The 18111-nt window shown below is 30.5% G+C and carries 15 protein-coding genes; 10 read left to right on the forward strand and 5 right to left on the reverse strand.

Annotated elements, in window-relative coordinates; all coding sequences use genetic code 11:
- Positions 1 to 31 precede the first annotated feature (31 nt).
- Positions 32 to 2065: a methyl-accepting chemotaxis protein gene (locus CLJU_RS06755; RefSeq protein ID WP_013238041.1), complete on the forward strand. Its 2034-nt coding sequence runs from the start codon at positions 32 to 34 to the stop codon at positions 2063 to 2065.
- A gap of 48 nt (positions 2066 to 2113) precedes the next feature.
- On the opposite strand, the gene CLJU_RS06760 is transcribed toward CLJU_RS06755, so the two are convergent.
- Together CLJU_RS06760 and CLJU_RS06765 are read right to left on the reverse strand one after the other, a co-directional pair.
- Positions 2114 to 3526, reverse strand: coding sequence for a sensor histidine kinase (locus tag CLJU_RS06760; protein ID WP_013238042.1), 1413 nt, complete (start codon positions 3524 to 3526; stop codon positions 2114 to 2116).
- Between the two features lie 51 nt (positions 3527 to 3577).
- On the reverse strand, positions 3578 to 4294 hold the full coding sequence (locus CLJU_RS06765; protein ID WP_013238043.1) for a response regulator transcription factor: 717 nt from the start codon (positions 4292 to 4294) through the stop codon (positions 3578 to 3580).
- 162 nt (positions 4295 to 4456) lie between these two features.
- On the opposite strand from CLJU_RS06765, the gene CLJU_RS06770 reads away from it, so the two are divergent.
- From CLJU_RS06770 to CLJU_RS06780, 3 genes are read left to right on the forward strand one after another with little or no spacing between them, the layout of a single operon-like run.
- The gene (locus tag CLJU_RS06770; protein WP_013238044.1) at positions 4457 to 5368 is read left to right on the forward strand and encodes an ABC transporter ATP-binding protein; all 912 of its coding nucleotides are present in this window, start codon (positions 4457 to 4459) and stop codon (positions 5366 to 5368) included.
- Positions 5365 to 6126, forward strand: coding sequence for an ABC transporter permease (locus CLJU_RS06775; protein ID WP_013238045.1), 762 nt, complete (start codon positions 5365 to 5367; stop codon positions 6124 to 6126). The genes CLJU_RS06770 and CLJU_RS06775 overlap by 4 nt, the downstream gene beginning before the upstream one ends.
- An 11-nt stretch (positions 6127 to 6137) precedes the next feature.
- Positions 6138 to 6869, forward strand: coding sequence for an ABC transporter permease (locus CLJU_RS06780; RefSeq protein ID WP_013238046.1), 732 nt, complete (start codon positions 6138 to 6140; stop codon positions 6867 to 6869).
- Positions 6870 to 7111: 242 nt separating this feature from the next.
- Here the strand turns inward: CLJU_RS06780 and CLJU_RS06785 are convergent, their stop codons facing one another.
- Positions 7112 to 7852 (reverse strand): LytR/AlgR family response regulator transcription factor, encoded by a 741-nt coding sequence (locus CLJU_RS06785; protein ID WP_013238047.1) that lies wholly within the window; start codon positions 7850 to 7852, stop codon positions 7112 to 7114.
- Positions 7853 to 8067: 215 nt separating this feature from the next.
- On the opposite strand from CLJU_RS06785, the gene CLJU_RS06790 reads away from it, so the two are divergent.
- On the forward strand, positions 8068 to 10056 hold the full coding sequence (locus CLJU_RS06790; protein ID WP_013238048.1) for a methyl-accepting chemotaxis protein: 1989 nt from the start codon (positions 8068 to 8070) through the stop codon (positions 10054 to 10056).
- A gap of 64 nt (positions 10057 to 10120) precedes the next feature.
- Entirely contained in the window at positions 10121 to 10855 is a 735-nt protein-coding gene (locus CLJU_RS06795; protein WP_013238049.1) for a hypothetical protein, read from the forward strand.
- A gap of 42 nt (positions 10856 to 10897) precedes the next feature.
- Here CLJU_RS06795 and CLJU_RS06800 read toward each other — a convergent pair whose 3' ends face one another.
- Positions 10898 to 11293 carry a pyridoxamine 5'-phosphate oxidase family protein gene (locus CLJU_RS06800; protein WP_013238050.1) on the reverse strand — a complete coding sequence of 132 codons (396 nt, stop codon included), beginning with the start codon at positions 11291 to 11293 and terminating at the stop codon, positions 10898 to 10900.
- Positions 11294 to 11570: 277 nt separating this feature from the next.
- Between CLJU_RS06800 and CLJU_RS06805 the strand changes: the two genes are divergently transcribed.
- Entirely contained in the window at positions 11571 to 12962 is a 1392-nt protein-coding gene (locus CLJU_RS06805; protein ID WP_013238051.1) for a methyl-accepting chemotaxis protein, read from the forward strand.
- A gap of 100 nt (positions 12963 to 13062) precedes the next feature.
- On the opposite strand, the gene CLJU_RS06810 is transcribed toward CLJU_RS06805, so the two are convergent.
- The gene (locus CLJU_RS06810; RefSeq protein ID WP_013238052.1) at positions 13063 to 14472 is read right to left on the reverse strand and encodes a sodium:solute symporter family protein; all 1410 of its coding nucleotides are present in this window, start codon (positions 14470 to 14472) and stop codon (positions 13063 to 13065) included.
- 344 nt (positions 14473 to 14816) lie between these two features.
- On the opposite strand from CLJU_RS06810, the gene CLJU_RS06815 reads away from it, so the two are divergent.
- The 3 genes from CLJU_RS06815 to CLJU_RS06825 are packed head-to-tail and all read left to right on the forward strand — an operon-like array spanning position 14817 to position 18003.
- Positions 14817 to 15614 (forward strand): electron transfer flavoprotein subunit beta/FixA family protein, encoded by a 798-nt coding sequence (locus CLJU_RS06815; protein ID WP_013238053.1) that lies wholly within the window; start codon positions 14817 to 14819, stop codon positions 15612 to 15614.
- Positions 15615 to 15626: 12 nt separating this feature from the next.
- Positions 15627 to 16604, forward strand: a complete 978-nt coding sequence (locus tag CLJU_RS06820) for an electron transfer flavoprotein subunit alpha/FixB family protein (RefSeq protein WP_013238054.1) — start codon at positions 15627 to 15629, stop codon at positions 16602 to 16604.
- A 13-nt stretch (positions 16605 to 16617) separates the two neighbouring features.
- Positions 16618 to 18003, forward strand: a complete 1386-nt coding sequence (locus tag CLJU_RS06825; protein ID WP_013238055.1) for an FAD-binding oxidoreductase — start codon at positions 16618 to 16620, stop codon at positions 18001 to 18003.
- The last annotated feature ends 108 nt before the right edge of the window (positions 18004 to 18111 follow it).

Below are 18111 nucleotides of genomic sequence, written 5' to 3' on the forward strand. Positions count from 1 at the left end.
ACTTTATGAAATATATGGAGGAGATGCTTATATGTCAATAAAAAGAAAAATTCCACTTTTAATAGCAATAATTATTACCATTTTAATGACTGTAACTACTATATTTATTGATAATAGGTCTAGCAACTTAATAGAAACTAAGACGGAAAAGGAAATAGAAGAAATATGTAATCATTCAGCTCAAACTATAAGTGCAATAATTGAAAAAGAAAAGTTGGGGGCTAGAATATTTTCAGAAAAAAATGTAGTTGTAAATTTACTTAAGACAAATAAGGATTCTAGTAATATTGAGGATTTAAATAAGCAAAAACAAGATATGAATTTAACTTTACAAAACTATGTTAAAGAGAACAAAAATCTTGAGCACATATTTTTGGTTGACACAAATGGAAATATAATTGCAGACAGTGATAAGAACTCTCTTGGCAAAAACGTAAATGATAGATCCTATAATAAATCTAGTTTGGAAGGTAAAGCTTCAGTAAGTGAAGTTATGATGTCGAAAGTAACTAAAAATCCAATAATAGTGTTTACGAATCCTGTAGTAGGAAATGGTGAAATTTTAGGATATGTGGGTACAGCAGTATATGGGAGCAGCTTTTCAAAGTATCTAGCTGGTTCTAAAGTAAGTAATTTTTCATCTAGTTACGGATTTTTATTAGATTATAAAGGCAATACTATTTACCATCCAATTAAGAGCAAAATAGGTAAACCTGTTGAAACTCCTCAAATAAAAGATGTAGCTGATAAATTAAATAAGGTTGGAAATGTAAAAGAGGATATTCTTAAATATAATTTTAAAAATGTAGATAAAATAGCAGGATATAAGGTTATCCCTGAAACAAATTGGATTATAGTAGTAACTTCTGATAAATTAGAAGTGCTAAAAGATGTTAAATCTATGAGAAATACTATAATACTTATAGCAATAATAGCATCAATTTTGGCTATAGCAGCAGGATATATGTTTTCAACAAGGATTACTAATCCTATTACTAAAATAGTTAATCTTATAAATAAAACAGCAAATTTAGATTTAAACCATGTAAAAGACTTTGACAAACTGTGTGGATATAATGATGAAATAGGGACAATGGCTAATTCTATAGAAAATATGAGAAAAGCATTAAAAACAATGGTTAAAGACATGAAGATGTCTTCTGATACAATAAATTCAAATGCTGTGTTAGTGGAAAAGTTAACTGGTGAGTTAAAGGTCAATTTAGAAGGTGCATCAGCAGAAAGTCAAAATCTTTCAGCTGGTATGGAACAAAATGCAGCTTCAGTAGAAGAAGTTTCAGCTTCATCTGATGAAATTGGAAATGCTGTAAATTCCATGACCCAAAAATCTGTAGAAGGTCTAAATAAAGCTAACGACATTGAAAAGAGAGCAGAAGAATTAAAAAGAGATGCAGTTGAGTCAAATGAAAAGGCCAATGAAATATATTCCTCTGTGAAAGATAACCTTGAAAAAGCTATTGAAGATTCTAAGGCTATTGAAAAAATAAAGTTGTTGTCTACAGATATAATTTCTATTACTGATCAAACAGGTTTGCTTGCTCTCAATGCTTCAATAGAAGCAGCTAGAGCTGGTGAAGCAGGAAAAGGATTTTCTGTTGTAGCTGATGAAGTCAGACAATTGTCAGAGGAATCTGCAAAGACAGCTGGCAATATTCAAAATGTAGTCAATGAGGTTACAGAAACAGTAAAGAATTTATCAAGTAATTCAGCAAAGCTTCTTGAGTTTATAAATCAAATTGTTTTAAAAGACTACAATAAGTTAGTTGAGACAGGTAAAGAGTATAGTCAAGATGCTGAAACGGTGAATAATTTTATGAACGATTTTAGCAGTTTAGCAGAAAAATTAAGTTCATCAATTAGTGAAATAAACAATGCTATGGGTGAAGTGGCAAATACCGTGACTGACGGTGCAAAAGGTGTTACTGAAATTGCTAGCAAAATGACTAATATAGATGAAAAGTTAGGCACTGTAAAAACAACTACTGAAAACAATAAACAAAGTGCTGATAAACTACAAGAAATTATATCTCAATTTAAATTTTGAATTTGTCAAAAAAGCTGGACTTAAAAGTTCAGCTTTTTTGATATTAAACTAAAAGATTATGGTTATGATTGTACCTTCCCCTAAAGTGCTTTCTATATGTATACTTCCTCCGTGGGCATCTATTATCTGCTTGGATATTGCCATACCAAGGCCTGAACCTTCTGTTGAAACACTGGTATTTGTCCCCCTATAATATCTCTCGAAAATGTAGTTTAAATCTTTTTTAGGTATGCCTTTTCCGTTATCATTTATTATAATGTAGATCTTATCCTTTTCATAAATTGAAATATCAACTTGGACGTCCTCATTATTGTGAGTTATAGCATTAAAAATTAAATTACTCAGGGCTCTTTTAAAAAATTTTTTATCAATAAGGGCTTTTATTTTTTCATTTTCGGGATAAAATTTTACATTCCTATTTGAATACATCGGATGATTTAAAATTCCTACAATTATATTTTGCAAAAGAGAGGTTATATTTACCTCTTCCTTTTTTAGAGGAACAGCTTTATTTTTTAACTTGTAGGTCAAATTTAAATCTTCTACTAATGATTGAATATAGGAGGATTTATTGTAGATTATTTCTGAATACTCGTGAATTTCATTTTCAGAAAAAGTATAATCCGGGTCCTTCATTATTTCAGCATATCCTTTTATAGAAGATAGGGGCGTCTTAACATCATGGGATATGGATGAAATCCAGGTGTTTCTCATTTTTTCAAGTTCATCTCTTTTTGTCTTATTTTCCTTAAGTGTTTTGCTTAAATTATTTAAGTTAGAAAAGACACTTTTATAAACACCTTTTTCTGGATAATTTATTTCGTAATTGCCTTTTGCAAGATTATTTATGCCACTTATTATGTTTTGAAGCGGTTTAGCCATTCTCTTTCCAAATAGAAAATAAGCTATAATTATAGCTGCTAGTATATTTATGCACAGTAATAAAATAACACCATTCCAAAAGAAACTTTTTAAGGCAGAAGGATTAAATGTAAGAGTATGTTTTGCCACACGATTAAGTGGAAAACCTACTATATAGGCAAAACTTTTGTTATTGTATTTTTTTTCGCTTACAAACACAGAGGAGTTTGCTATGTCATATTTGTAAATATGGGTATATTCTATTGGTGTGTATTTAGTAGGGACTGATTTTGGTTTATTAAAAGAATACACTTCCTTAAAATTTTCATCTATTATTTGAATCCACGCGTTATTTTTTAAAATTTTGTTTTTACCATCTTCTTTTACAAATGGCACTCCATTTTTAAAGTCTATGTATTCAGAAAAGTTTAAGGTAATCCTTTCGGGGGATAAACTAGTTAAATTTTCATGAGTATATACAATTACCTCATTCCAAACAATTAAATTTATGAATAATTCAATTATGACTATAAATATTAGTGTTACTAGAAATTTTGTAGTCAGGGTCCAGTTAGTTTTAATTTTACTTATAAATTTCATTTGTAGTTACCTCAAAATTAAGATTATAAAAGTCTAAATAACAAGTATTTGTTATTTAGAAATTTTTAATTTATATCCCAGTCCCTTAGCAGTGACTATGTATTTTGGACTCGAAGGGTTATCTTCTAATTTTTGTCTTAGCTTTCTAATATGAACCATTATTGTGTTGTCATATCCCTCATAGTTGTCATTCCAAACTTCATCACATATCATCTGCTTGGTTAGTATTTGATTGGCGTTTTGAGCCATGTAACATAAAAGGTGGTATTCCTTTGGAGTAAGCACTACATTTTTATCGGATTTTGATACTTCACCTTTTTCCAGGTCAATTATTATATCTCCGAAACTTATCTTTTCCTTTTTCATGGATATTTCATTTTTAATATATATGTTTCTTCTCAAATGAGCTTTAATTCTAAAGGCAACTTCTTTAGGGCTAAAGGGCTTAGTTACATAGTCATCTGCACCTAGCCCAAGGGCAAGTATTTTATCTACATCATCAGATTTTGCAGATAAGAATATGACTGGAACAAAAGAAAAGTTTCTTATATTTTTGCATACCTCAAAGCCATCCATATCTGGCATCATTATGTCCAAAACTACTATATCAGGTTTTTCGGTTTTGCATAATTTTATACCCTCTGTGCCATTTTTAGCCTTAAATATTCGCCTAAAGCCTTCTTTTTTTAGCACTGTTTCTAGAAGCTTTAATAGCTCCACTTCATCGTCTATTAAAAGTATTTTCCTATCTAGAATGTTATCGTACATGGTTATCTCCTTTAACTATCAATTGTCAATTTTATTATAACATTATTTATATATTGTTTAATTAGGTAGAAGAATTTTAAGGTTCCGTTAAGGTTTAGGTAAATGAAATTTAAGTTTGCACCTTTATTATAGGGTCATAAGTTAATTGAGGGAGGAAATTATATGTCACAAGAAATTTTACAAACAAAAAATTTAACAAAAAATTTTAAGGACTTTAAGGCAGTAAAAGGAATAGATTTATCAATAAAAAAGGGTAGGGTATATGGATTTTTAGGTCCCAACGGTGCAGGGAAATCCACAACTATAAGAATGCTCTTGGGACTTATAAAGCCAACGAAGGGGGAAGTTAAAATATTTGGTAAAGACTTAAGAAAAAATAGAATGAGCATTTTAAAAAAAATAGGATCTATGGTTGAAGCACCATCTTATTATGGAAATTTAACAGCATATGAAAATTTACAGGTAACAGCAGAACTCCTAGAACTTGACCATAAGTATATTGATGAAGTTTTGAAAGTTGTAAAACTCACTGAATGGAAAGATAGACAGGCCAGTAAGTTTTCACTTGGTATGAAACAAAGACTTGGTATTGCCCAGGCACTTATATCGAAACCAGAACTTTTAATACTGGATGAACCTACTAATGGACTTGATCCATCTGGAATTCATGAAATAAGAGGACTTATCAAAGAACTTCCCAAACTCTATAACATGACAGTTATTATATCAAGTCATAATTTGAGTGAAATTGAACTCATAGCAGATGATATTGGAATTATAAATAGAGGAAAGATGTTGTTTCAAGGAACACTTGAAGAACTTCATTCAAAGAGTAAAGGACAAATTTGTATAGAATCTAAGGATTTAAAGAAGCTAGAAGGTACGCTAAATAATAGTGGATATAAGTATAAAGTAAGGGATAAGGATATTTTCTTAGAACCTGAGGGGAGAGAACTTGATGAGATTTTAAAACAACTCATATTAAACGGCAATAGAATATTTAAATTTGTAGAAGTACAAAAATCTCTTGAAGAAATATTTCTTGACCTTACTGAGGGAGGAGAAAATATATGAGCTTTATGTCAATTTTAAAATCTGAACTAATGAAATATAAAAGGTCAGTACTGTGGAAAGGTGTATTTTTTATTCCTGTTCTCTCATTTATACTTTTATTTATGGATTTACATTTTAGATGCAATTTTTTAATGGCAGATAATCATATAAAGTATTTAGCTCAAATTGGAATTTACGGTAAGATAGGTGCTCTGCTCTATGAAAATCATCTTGCTACGTTATGGTGCATACTTTTAAATTTGTCCATTGTCGTGGTAGCAGTTATTGTAAATTATATGGAATACAGCGAAAATACCTGGAAGCAAATAATAGCAAGGCCTGTTGAAAGAAAAAAGGTTTATTTATCCAAGTGGATTGTAGTACTTATAGCTGCAGTTATATTAGTGATATTAAATGGAGTATTTTTAATAATTATAAAAAGTTTGTTTCATATAGATGGCGGCTGTGCAGTGATTTTTAAATACATTGGAATGGAATTGTGTACTACATTAGGGGTAGTGAGTTTTCAGCAATTTATAAGTTGTTATATGAAAAATTCTCTAGCATCAGCAGCCGTAGGATTTGCAGGAAGTATAGGAGCATATATGTTTGCACAGAGCAAATTACTTTCATATGTAGTTCCATATGCTAATGTTCTACTAGCCTTACCTTCAGGAGACAGTAAAGATGCATATACTGCAGCTTTCTTTGGAATAGTGTCTGGTATTTTATGGCTTGCAGTTGGAATTATAGAATTTAATAAAAGGGATATTAAGTAGGGGTGAATAGCGTGAAAAATATATATAAAGTAGAATTACTAAAGTTAAGACATTCAAGAATACTTAACATAGTGATGTTTCTTCCACTGTTTTTTGTAATACTTGGTTTTACAAATTTCTTAAGATATAGAAAGCTTTTTACAGAGAAAGGTCAAAACGTATGGAGCCAGGTATATACTCAGAGTTCAATATTTTATGGATTATTTATTATAGGGTTGTTTATCACAATTGCAATTGCTGTTTTGGTTAGAATAGAAAATAGTGAAGATAATTTTAAAAGGATTCTGACGCTGCCTGTAAAAAGAAGTGAATTATATATAGCAAAGCTTGTTATAGGCTGCGGTATAGTATTTTTAAATCTTATATTATTTATGCTTCTTACGATCTTAGCAGGTGCAGTTATAGCACCACATAGTCAAAGTATGCCAAGAGAAATGATATATGCTCCGCTGCTTGCAATTATAGCTTCACTGCCTGTTATAGCAGTTCAATATTATCTGAGCATGAAATTTAAAAATATTGCAGTACCACTAGGAGTAGGACTAGTCTTTTCTTTTCCCTCAGTTCTCATTGACAACACTAAGTATTGGATGCTCTTTCCCTGGGATTATCCAGGAAGGGTATTACTAGGTGGTTCAAATGTAAGTTTTAATTTTCCACCATATATGTATGTAGTATCTGCTATTTTATTTATAGTAGTTACATTAGTTGGAGTGAATGAATTTAACAATAGAGATATCTAACTTACTCAACTTTTGCATATATAAAATTTTGACTTGATATAAAAATAATGCGAAGCAAAACTTTTGAAAATAATAAAGTTCAAATAACAAAGAACAGATAAAGAGGATTTCCCTCGTACCTCAGGAAATCTATAATTTTAATATTTTCTGACGTTAGGAAGAAAATTATCCTTATTTGATATTTGAACTTTGCACTTTGTTCTTTAAAAATATTGCGACGCAATTTTTTTAAACTGCGAAAGTTAATCAACATCAACTTTCCCGATTTTTATTTGTTCAAAGCAATAATCAGAATAAATTTGTTTAATAATACTAGCTTTGTCCTTACGAATAGGAACTTTATCACCATTTTTCAAAAGAAAGTCAATTTTTAGCATAGAAGCTATATAAAACATATTTATGATATAGCTTCTATGACATCTTAAAAAGGATGACCCACTTAGGAGATCCCATAATTTTTTTAAAGAAGAACAGGTTTTTGTAATGTGAGTACTTGTGTGAATAAGACAAGTTTTATCATATACTTCGATATAATATATATCCTTTAGGAGGATTTTCATAGAAATACCTTTACTATAAACTTCAATAAATCGCATGCTATTTGAAAACTCATTTTGACATTTGTCCAGTAAACGTTTAATCTTATCGTAACTAACTGGTTTTATAAGATATTGCATTGCGTCTACCTCGAAGGCATCAAGAGCGTGATTTTTACTGCTGGTAACAAAAACTATTATGCACTTTTCATCATGAATTCTAATTTGTTTTGCAATTTCAATACCATTAGAGTAAATTTTATCATCTATATAAATATCTAAAAATATCAGTTGAAAATTTACTAGTGTAAAATCTGAGAGTAATTTATCTCCATTTTTATAAGTGAAAATTTCAATTTCAAAACTGTAATTATTACAATATTTTTTAATCATATCAATTAGTACTTGCATATCAGATTCTAAGCTATCACATATTGCAATATTCAAAACTTAATTCCCCCAATTTATATAATGTTATGAATAAAATTTATTGATTCCAATGAAAAACACTAAATTCTCAAATATAATTTTATCATCAAATTTTGATTTTAGGAAGAACTTACGAAATAAAATGCTATTTTGCGAAATGCTGCTTGATTTCCTATAAGGATTTATATATAATATATATATAAAAATAGAAGTGTGTCATTATAGGGGGGATTGTGTTGAAGAAGGGAAAATCATTACAAGTTATAGCTGTTGTTGGAATTTCAGTTATTTTTATTGCACTTATTAGTTTAGTCACATCTATAGAGTACATGAATTCAAAAAAGTTGATACTATCTTCTATGGAGAAATCTGGAAAGCAAACGGTTACAATTCATGCTCAAAATTTATCTTCATGGATTAAAGCTAGGTTATCACAGGTGGAGGTAATTGCAAATACTCAATTGGTATCGAGTATGAATTATAGTGAAATAATACCTTATTTTAAAAGAGAACAAAAAAATTATAACGGAGTTTTTAATACTATTGGAATATCTGATACATCTGGAAAGTTGATTATGCAAAATGATGTTACGATTGATATAAGCTCCGAAGATACATTTCCAAAGGTTATTCAAGGAAAAGAAATTATATCAGATCCATTTAAAGATAAGCAAAATCCTTCAAATTTAATAATCTCTATGGAATGTCCTGTAAAAGATATAAAAAGTGGAAAAGCAATTGGACTTGTGAGTGGTGCTTGTCTTGTTTCTACAGTTTTCAAGGAAAATACCAATTTTCATATAGGACAAACTGATAAAGTGTATATACTAAGTAATAAAGGTGATGTTTTATATAAGCAAAGTAATGATCCACTTAATGAAACTAATTTATTGAAGAGCTCTAATAGCGAGCTTAATGGGTTAGTTAAAGAGGCACTCTCTAAAGATAGTTTTTTAGGACAGTTTAAAGACAAGGATGGAACAAAGATGCTGTTTTCTGCTCGTGTAGACGGAACAGATTGGTATATGCTTCTTCAGGTCCCTACAAAAGAGTATACTTCTAGTTTAAATTCATTATTGTATTTAATATTAGCAGTTAGTGTTCTTGCAATAATATTTTTAATAGTAATATTGATTATTTTACTGAAAAAGTTTTTTGATAGACTTTTAAAGATATCTTTGATTGCAGATGAGGTAGCAGAAGGAAATTTAATGAATTCTTTGCCGGAATCTTCAGATGAACTTGGTAGAATTAATACCACTTTTAATAAGATGATAAATAACTTAAAGAATATAATAATCAAAATAAGAAATGTTTCAGAAGTTGTTGCTGAATCTTCAAATAGTTACAAAGAGGTTAGTTTAGAAGTGGTACAAGAAGGAAAAAACATTAAGCAATCAATAGATAATTTAACTTCAGGATCAAAAAATATAGCAGAGGAAATACAAAACATTACTGTATCGGTAAATGATGTTGAAGATAAATCCAGGAAACTTGCAGAAATAAGTGCTAAAATTGATGAAATGATAGCTGAAGCAAAAGATAAAACTTCAGACGGTTCTAAAAATTTACATACGACAGTAGAATTATTAAACAAAATGGAACAAAAAGTAAATATTTCATCAGATGTTGTAACAGAACTTTCAGAAAAGTCCAAGACTATAGCAAATGTAACAACTACTATAACGGATATAGCTGAACAGACAAATCTATTAGCTTTGAATGCTAGTATTGAAGCAGCTAGAGCAGGGGATCAGGGTAAAGGATTTGAGGTTGTTGCAGAAGAAGTTAGAAAGTTAGCTGAACAGTCTGAAGTGGCTGCACAAGAAATTTCAAAGGAAATACAAGAAATTCAAGGTAAAATAACAAATGCTGTAGTATCAATGGATGAAAGCATTAATTATGTAGGACTAGGTATTAAATCTACAGATAATATATTAGTTATATTCTCAGAGATTGAAAAGGAAATCGATAGAATTAAGACTATGAGTTTCAATGTATCTGAAATAGCAAAAATAGTATTACAGAATAATAGAAAAATACTTGAGTCAGTTTCAAATACATCTGCAATGAGTGAAGAAGCAGTTGCAAGTGCATTGTCTTTTCAAGATATGGTAAGTAAGCAGGAAGATATATTTTTAAATCTTAAAGGGGCATCAGAACATTTGGATGAACTTTCAGCAGCATTATCAGGGGAGATTTTTAAATTTAAGGTAAATTAGGAAAGAGCACTTCTTTCAATTATTAATAAAATGATAATATATTAATAATTGGGAGAGGATATATATGTTTTTTAGATTTCCTGATGAGTCTATGAAAAATGAAGATAAGGTATACATTATAGACAAAAAATTCGCAGACGTAAATGGGGACGGACGTGTTGAAACTTTAATGATTACGGGGAAGAAACCTTATGGAGAAAATGGTTTTATAGAGAACATGGCTCTTGTTGTAAGAAATAAAAAGACAGGGTTAAATATAAAAGTAAAACCAAAAGAAAATTCAGGTTATGATCCTAAGTTATTTATAGGAAAATTTGATGAAAAGAGCAGTATACCTTTTGTATTTTTATCTATAGATTCAGGTGGCAGTGGTAGATATTATTTTGATTATATTTATTCTTTTAAAAACAATGTGACAAACCTTGTTTTTGATTATGATAAATTTAATGATGAAAATGTGTATGATGTTGAATATGAAAATTTCTATAAGGTAGGTGTAAAATCACAAAATAAAAATTTGAAGGGTGTAATAGACCTCAAATCTATAAGAGATAAAGAATACTTATCAAAGATTTACAATAAAGATGGAACCCTTAAAGAACCTGAGGCAGCAGGAGTGCTGTCCCTTTCCAATCTTTCACCCTTAAGTATAAATGGGTTTGGAATTTTTGACCTTTTAGCAGGTCAGAGAATAATAGGACTTTATAATTCAGATACTTTGGGATATGTAGAATCTATTTTAAGATGGGACAAAGATAAGTTTATGACTATAGCAGTTAGGCTGGTAGTATCAATGTAAATTATAAAAGCTAAAGTGTATCTACTTTAGCTTTTATAGTTTTTAAAATTTAACGTTGTGAGAATTACCCTGCATATCATAGAAGGTTGCATCAGCCTGGTCTATGTAAAATGTCTCGAAAGTAGGATCGCCTACTTTATACATATTTTTAAGCATAGGCATAGTATTCAAAACAGCTTCTTGTGACTCTTTAGAGGTATTAAAAACTGCCTTTCCATTTAACCTAAGCCATTTTCCTTCTGGAGAAGTTGCACTGATTTGCATTTTAGGATTAGCTTTTAATTGCTTATATACATTTTTGGTATTGGCAGTGCAAAAATATAACTTGTTGTCGTATTTCATTGCAAATCCAAAAGGACGTAATGCAGGTGCATCTCCATTTACAGTAGCAAGATAGAAAACTTTGTTGTCAGTTAAGAACTTTAAAACTTCATCCATAATTAGTATCTCCTTTTACTATAAAATATTTTTAAAATGTAACTAATTACATTTTAACACAAAAATTAGAATAGATAAATTGTATGGTCAACTTTTCTATAGATGGTTGAAATCTATTTAAAAAATCAAAAATTTTATTTGCAAAACATGTTTTTTTATGAAGAATTATGATAAATATGTGGCATTAATTAGACCACAATGTTATAATTGCCATGGAACAAATGAATAAAATCATTCAATTGAAATAATTAGTATATGATAATTAGGGGGAATCATTTTGTTTGATAGGTTATTAAAAAAAGCAGATACAAGAGAAGATCAATATGTAAGTTCAGATTATATACATAAGGACGTACTTGTAAAACTTTTTTCTGATGTAGCACAAGGTAAAATGACAAAACTAAGTTTAAGAGATGTAAAGTGCAGTGATGTGGTAGAAAAATGGAATGAAGTTATAGACGTGATGTGTGAATCCAGAAAAAAAAGAATTCTTGAAACAAATGATGTATTGCAAATGGTAATTAAAATGGATTCAATTAGAAATATTATCAAAAGTGTGGATACACAAACAGAACATTTACATTCAATGTCTCAAAATAGTGAAGAGCTAGAGGCATCTATTGAGGATGTTTCTAATATATCGCAAAAAATGTCAAAGAGTTCAAGTGATGCAAAAAAAGTATCTGAAACAGGAATAAAAAATGTGTATGATTCAGTTGAATTTGTAAAAAAATCATTTGATGATATTGACATAATAGATAAGCAGATGAAAGGTGTTAAGGAAAAAACTCATAAGATAAATGAAATAGTTGATATTGTAAAAGGTATTGCAGATCAAACAAGTTTACTGTCATTAAATGCTTCAATTGAGGCAGCAAGAGCAGGGGAACAAGGTAAAGGATTTGCTGTTGTTGCAGATGAAGTAAGAAAACTTGCTGAAAATACTACAAGTTCAGTTTTAGACATACAAAAAAATGTTTCGAATTTGCAAAAAGATATTGACTCATCAGTTGATAAAATCAACCAGACAGCTAAGCAATTAGAGTCAGGTAAAGATCTAGTTAACAGTTCGATGGATTCAATCAATATAATTGGTAATTCAATAGACAGTGTTAACGAGACGATTAATCAAGTTGCAGCAGATACAGAGGAACAAACTGCAGCAACCCAGTCTTTTGCTAGTAGTATTATGGAGCTATCGCAGCATGCTGATCATATAGACAGTAATTGTAAAGGTATTGGAAAATTTATATATGATTTAAGTAAAAGAATAGACTCTATGAGAATTGATATGCTTAAAAATAAATCATGTCTCACAGATTGTGATATGATCGAAATATATAAAACTGACCATTTAATTTGGAGATGGAGAATATATAATATGCTTCTTGGTAACGAAAAAGTAAATACTAATGAGGTAGGGGATTATAAGGGATGCAGACTTGGAAAATGGTATTATAATATAGATAGTGATAAGTTTAAAAATAGCAAGGCCTTTGTAGAGTTGGAAAAATCACATATAGAATTACATGAAGTTGCAAAAGAAGCTGCTATTGCATATGAGAGAAATGATATAAAGATGGCAGAAGAATGTCTTGAAAGAATGGATATGTGTTCAAAAAAGGTATTTGCTCTAATGGATGAGATAAAAAACATCAAACTAAACTAGTGACATTACATTTATAGGGTTTCTAACTAAAAAATCAACTTATACGGAGTATAAGTTGATTTTTCGTTTAGAATCACTATAGATAAAAAATCAATATTTATTAAGCAATGTTTTCTTCTTTGTCGATAGCAGATTCAACTTTATTTTTATCTATTGAATTAACAATTATATATGCAAGTAATCCTACAATTATACCAAAGATTATTGGATAATTAGAGTCAACTCCATATTTAAAAAAGGTTCCAGAAACTACTATAGTACTTAAAAATAATGATACAAGGCCTGCTTTTGGACTGAACTTTTTAAGCACAAATGCAGCAAGTACAGGTACGAATACACATCCTGACAGATAAGCATAGGCCATATCCAGTGCTGTAAGTACATCTTGAATCAAAAATGCTATTATCATAACTCCAATTCCAATTAAACAAGCAAAAAGTCTATTAATTACAATTGATTTCTTTTCATCAGGATTTTTATTAATAAAACGAGTATACACATCATTGTAAAGTATAGTAGAAGATGCAAGGATAGAACCACTGGCAACTGACATTGTAGCAGCCATAGCAGCAGCTATAACAAAACCTTTAAGTCCAATTGGCAGGAATAAAGAAACTCCTGAAACAAAGGCGTTTTGAGGATCTTTTAATGATGGTAAAGCTATGTATACACACATACCTAGTAAAATAGCAGCAGCTCCATATATCATACTGTAAAATCCAGCTAAAATAGTTCCTCTTTTAGCAATTTTTCCATTTCTTGCTGTAAAAATACGCTGCCATATATCCTGTCCAATTATTAAACCAGGGATATACATTAGAAGATACATTACAATACTATCATATCCTATACCTGTTATACTAAGGTGTGATTGAGGCACTGATGTTAAGATGTGGTGAATACCGCCCATTTTTACTATAGCAAATATAGGGATTAATATAACAATACCAAGAGTTTTTATGACAAATTGGATGATATCTGTCATGGAAACAGACCACATTCCTCCTATAAAGGTATAAAATATTACAATTCCACCGCCAACTAGCATAGAAATTTGTGTATTCCAGCCCATTATACCGCTTATTATTGCTCCAACAGATACAACTTGTACAACACTCATCATCATTGTATATACGAATGTAAGTAATGAACTAAATATTCTTGCAGATTTACCATAGTTATTTTCTATAACTTCATTAATACTAAGTGCTTTCATTTTTGAAAGCTTGGAGGAAACTAAAAATCCAAGGGCTATTAAGCCTAAGCCTAAACTTCCTGCTAACCAAATACCAGATACACCAAACGTATATCCTAATTTTGCACCTCCTACTGTTGCTGCACCGCCTATTGCAAGGGCAGCCATGCATCCAAAAAACATTGGAAATCCTAGTCTTCTACCAGCTACTAGATAATCTTCCTTTGTTTTTGTAAATTTTGTTGAAATGATACCAATACTTATCATTACAATAAAGTATAAAATAATAATACCGTAATCAAATGTAGTTAACATTTAATAACCTCCTTTAAGTTTATCTATACTTAACAGATTTTTAAATATAATTTTTGAATATTTATTAAAAAAGTTTATAATCTGTTAGTATTAAATTTTTCATGTACATAATCATTTAATATTAATATCAAATTTAGTGATCTTGAGAATATGTCGCTATTTGAAATATAAAATAACATTATTTGAAACGACGTTTCTTGATATAATATTATCACTTATAAAATTAAAATCAATATAAATATACAAATTTTTATTATTTTTTTTGCATAATAATTCATACTTAATATTGACTTAGTGATCTCTTAATGATAATCTACGTGGTAAGACCACTAGGAGGAGTATTTATGAAGATAATTGTACTTATAAAAGAAGTTCCAGATATGGAAAAAGTAAGATTTGACAGTGAAAAAGGTGTTGTGGACAGGTCGTCTGCTGAAGCTGAAATCAACCCCTTTGATCTAAATGCCCTGCAGGAGGCAGTTAATTTAAAAAACAAATTTGGAGGAGAGATAACTGTTATTACTATGGGGCTTCCAAGATCAGAAAAATCACTAAGAGATGCCTATGCTAGAGGTGCAGACAGGGGAATTCTTTTAACGGATAGAAAATTTGGTGGAGCTGATACATGGGCAACAGCCAATACCATTGCCGCTGAAATTAGAAAAATAAAAGATTATGATCTTATTATTTGCGGTGAGAAATCTGTTGATGGGGATACAGCTCAAGTTGGGGCAGAAGTAGCTGAATTTTTAAATATACCCCATGCTTATTATGTTGAAAAAGTTAATGCTGTTTCAAGAAGTGAAATTGAAGTAACCATTGAAAATATTTGTGGAAAAAAACAAAATAGAAAAATGAAAATACCAGCACTAATAAGTGTAACTAAGAATATCAATTATCCTGAGTTACCTTTATTAGAAAGGAAACTTGAATCATTAAAAATTGAAATAGAAAAATGTTCTTTAGAAAACCTTTATGGTTATATAAAAGAGGAAGAAGCAGGTTTTAACGGTTCTAAGACTAAAGTTGTTAAAATAGCGGTACCAAAGGAAGTAAAGCGCGAAAGTAAAATTTATAAAGGCAATTTAAATTGTTATATGAAAGATGTAATTCATATGATGAAAGACAAAAATATAATATGAGGTGGTGACAACATGAAAGATTATAAGGGTATTCTCATTTATGTGGAACAAAATGAAGGCATTATACACAAAGTAAGTTACGAACTCATTAATAAAGCAAAGGAACTCTGCAAACAGAGTAATTCACCTCTATACTGTCTGGTTCTTGGAGATGAAGGCATAGATGTTAAAGAGCTGAATTACTGCGGAGCAGATAAAGTATTTTACATGAAAGATGGATGTTTTGAAAATCCGGAAGAATATCTGTTTAAGGAGAACATAGTTAAATTTGTGAAAGAATACAAACCAGAAACAATATTAATAGGCGCTACTAATTTTGGACGTTCTCTTGCACCTAGAATTGCAGCAGCTTTGAAAATAGGGCTTACGGCAGATTGTACGGATTTAAAAATGGATGAAGATGGAAAAGTTATACAAGTTAGGCCAGCCTTTAGTAATAATATCTTTGCTCATATAAAATCCAAAGGTTTTCCCCAAATGGCTACAGTGAGGTACAAAGAATTTAATGAGGCAGAGAGAAATGAAAAAAAGGACATAAATGTTTCAGTAATAGAACCTTATGTTAGGTCATATGACAAAGTAAGCTGGATACAGAAGTTTAAGGAAGAAAATTTTGATATTACAGAAGCAGAAGTTGTAGTTGCTGCTGGCAGGGGAATTAAAAAAGCAGAAGATTTACATATGCTTCATAAACTTGCTTCATTACTTGGCGGCGAAATTGGAGCATCAAGGGCTCTTGTAGATACAGGAATGATTGGAAGTACCCATCAAATAGGTTACAGTGGAAACAGGGTAAAACCAAAGCTTTACATAGCCTGTGGTATATCCGGTGCTCCACAGCATATAGCAGGTATGAAGGAATCAGAAGTTATTGTTGCCATTAACAGTGATCCTTCTGCACCCATATTTAATATTGCAGACTACGGATATGTAGGAGATTTATATGAAGTTATTCCGAAAATGATTGAAAAAATAAACTCAAGTAAATAAAGGAGGCTTGGTGATGGAACAAGGAACAATTGATTATTTAATAAATACTGTTGGCAGCGACTTTGTAATAACAAATCCTGAGCAAAAGTTATCTTATATGTATGATGAAATAGAACATAATGTAAGACCTAAGGTAAATATGGACTCGATAGTTGTAAAGCCGCTTAATTCAAAGGAAATATCTGAAATTGTAAAATATGCAGGTGAAAACAAAATTCCTATTGTAGTACACGGTGGTGGGACAGGACTCTGTGGAGGTGCTAGTCCAATAAAAGAAAGTATTGTAATTTCAATGGAAAGAATGAATAAAATCGTTGAAATAGATGAGAAAAATATGATGGCAGTAGTTGAAGCAGGTGTTACACTGGCTCAGCTGATTGAAGAATTGGAAAAGCACAGCGGAATATGTTTTCCTGTGCACCCTGGAGACGAGGGAGCACAAATGGGAGGTATGGTTGCAACCAATGCAGGCGGAGCAAGAGCTGTAAAGCACGGTATTATGAGAAATCATATAAAAGGTATTGAAGTAGTTCTCCCAAATGGTGAAATACTAAACCTTGGAGGGAAATTACTTAAGGATAATACAGGATATAACCTTTTACAATTGATTATGGGAAGTGAAGGAACTCTTGCCATTATAACAAAGATTACTTTTAGATTGTATCCTGAAGATAAGTTCACGGCTTCCATAGTGCTAGCTTTCGAAAATATAAGTGATGCCTCAAATGCAGTTCTCGAAATTATGAAAAATGGAGTTGCTCCACTTGCAGTAGAATATCAGGACAGATATTTAAATGTAAAATCTGCCGAAATACTTGGACTTCACTGGCCTCTTGATAAGGGCATGGCTGATCTTCTTATTATTTTATCAGAGAAAAGTGAGGAAGCACTATACGCTTCCTGCCAAATAATTAATAATGTATGCAAGAAATATAATGCAAGTAAAGCTGTATTTGCAGGTACTAAAAAGGAGCAGGCTGAAATGCTTGCCATAAGAAGCGGCAGTTATGAAGTAATAAAGGAGAATATTGCCTATTCCTTTGATATGGCAGTTCCGGCAGGATATATGCCTGATTTTTTAAATGATTTGTGGAAGCTTGTGGATTCCTACGGTACAAAGTCTTATATAACAGCACATTTGGCTGATGGAAATGTACATAATGATATTTATATGGTGGATGGTAAAAATCCTGAATATCTAGAAGAACTTAAAATGAAAATGTACAAACTCTGCTTTAAATATGGCGGTACTTTAACCGGCGAGCACGGCATAGGAAAGTTAAGAATAAGGGATTTAACTTTTCAGAAGTCGAAAGCAGAAATTGAGCTTATGAAAAGCATAAAAAGGGTATTTGACCCGAATAATATTCTCAATCCAGGTACAGTGCTGGAAATGTAACTGTAAAATTATAGAGTTTCTAATTTAAAGTTAGATTTATATACATTAATAGATTATTAGTAATTGAAAATTATGTTTAAGTTAAGAATTAATAATGAAAAATTAATA

The sequence above is a fragment of the Clostridium ljungdahlii DSM 13528 genome, from assembly GCF_000143685.1.
Classification (GTDB): Bacteria; Bacillota; Clostridia; order Clostridiales; family Clostridiaceae; genus Clostridium_B; species Clostridium_B ljungdahlii.

Bases quoted from the DNA above. Each gene is read 5' to 3' on its own strand.
- CLJU_RS06755 (WP_013238041.1), top strand. From the start codon at position 32: ATGTCAATAAAAAGAAAAATTCCACTTTTAATAGCAATAATTATTACC.
- CLJU_RS06760 (WP_013238042.1), bottom strand. From the start codon at position 3,526: ATGAAATTTATAAGTAAAATTAAAACTAACTGGACCCTGACTACAAAA.
- CLJU_RS06765 (WP_013238043.1), bottom strand. From the start codon at position 4,294: ATGTACGATAACATTCTAGATAGGAAAATACTTTTAATAGACGATGAA.
- CLJU_RS06770 (WP_013238044.1), top strand. From the start codon at position 4,457: ATGTCACAAGAAATTTTACAAACAAAAAATTTAACAAAAAATTTTAAG.
- CLJU_RS06775 (WP_013238045.1), top strand. From the start codon at position 5,365: ATGAGCTTTATGTCAATTTTAAAATCTGAACTAATGAAATATAAAAGG.
- CLJU_RS06795 (WP_013238049.1), top strand. From the start codon at position 10,121: ATGTTTTTTAGATTTCCTGATGAGTCTATGAAAAATGAAGATAAGGTA.
- CLJU_RS06800 (WP_013238050.1), bottom strand. From the start codon at position 11,293: ATGGATGAAGTTTTAAAGTTCTTAACTGACAACAAAGTTTTCTATCTT.
- CLJU_RS06810 (WP_013238052.1), bottom strand. From the start codon at position 14,472: ATGTTAACTACATTTGATTACGGTATTATTATTTTATACTTTATTGTA.
- CLJU_RS06815 (WP_013238053.1), top strand. From the start codon at position 14,817: ATGAAGATAATTGTACTTATAAAAGAAGTTCCAGATATGGAAAAAGTA.
- CLJU_RS06820 (WP_013238054.1), top strand. From the start codon at position 15,627: ATGAAAGATTATAAGGGTATTCTCATTTATGTGGAACAAAATGAAGGC.
- CLJU_RS06825 (WP_013238055.1), top strand. From the start codon at position 16,618: ATGGAACAAGGAACAATTGATTATTTAATAAATACTGTTGGCAGCGAC.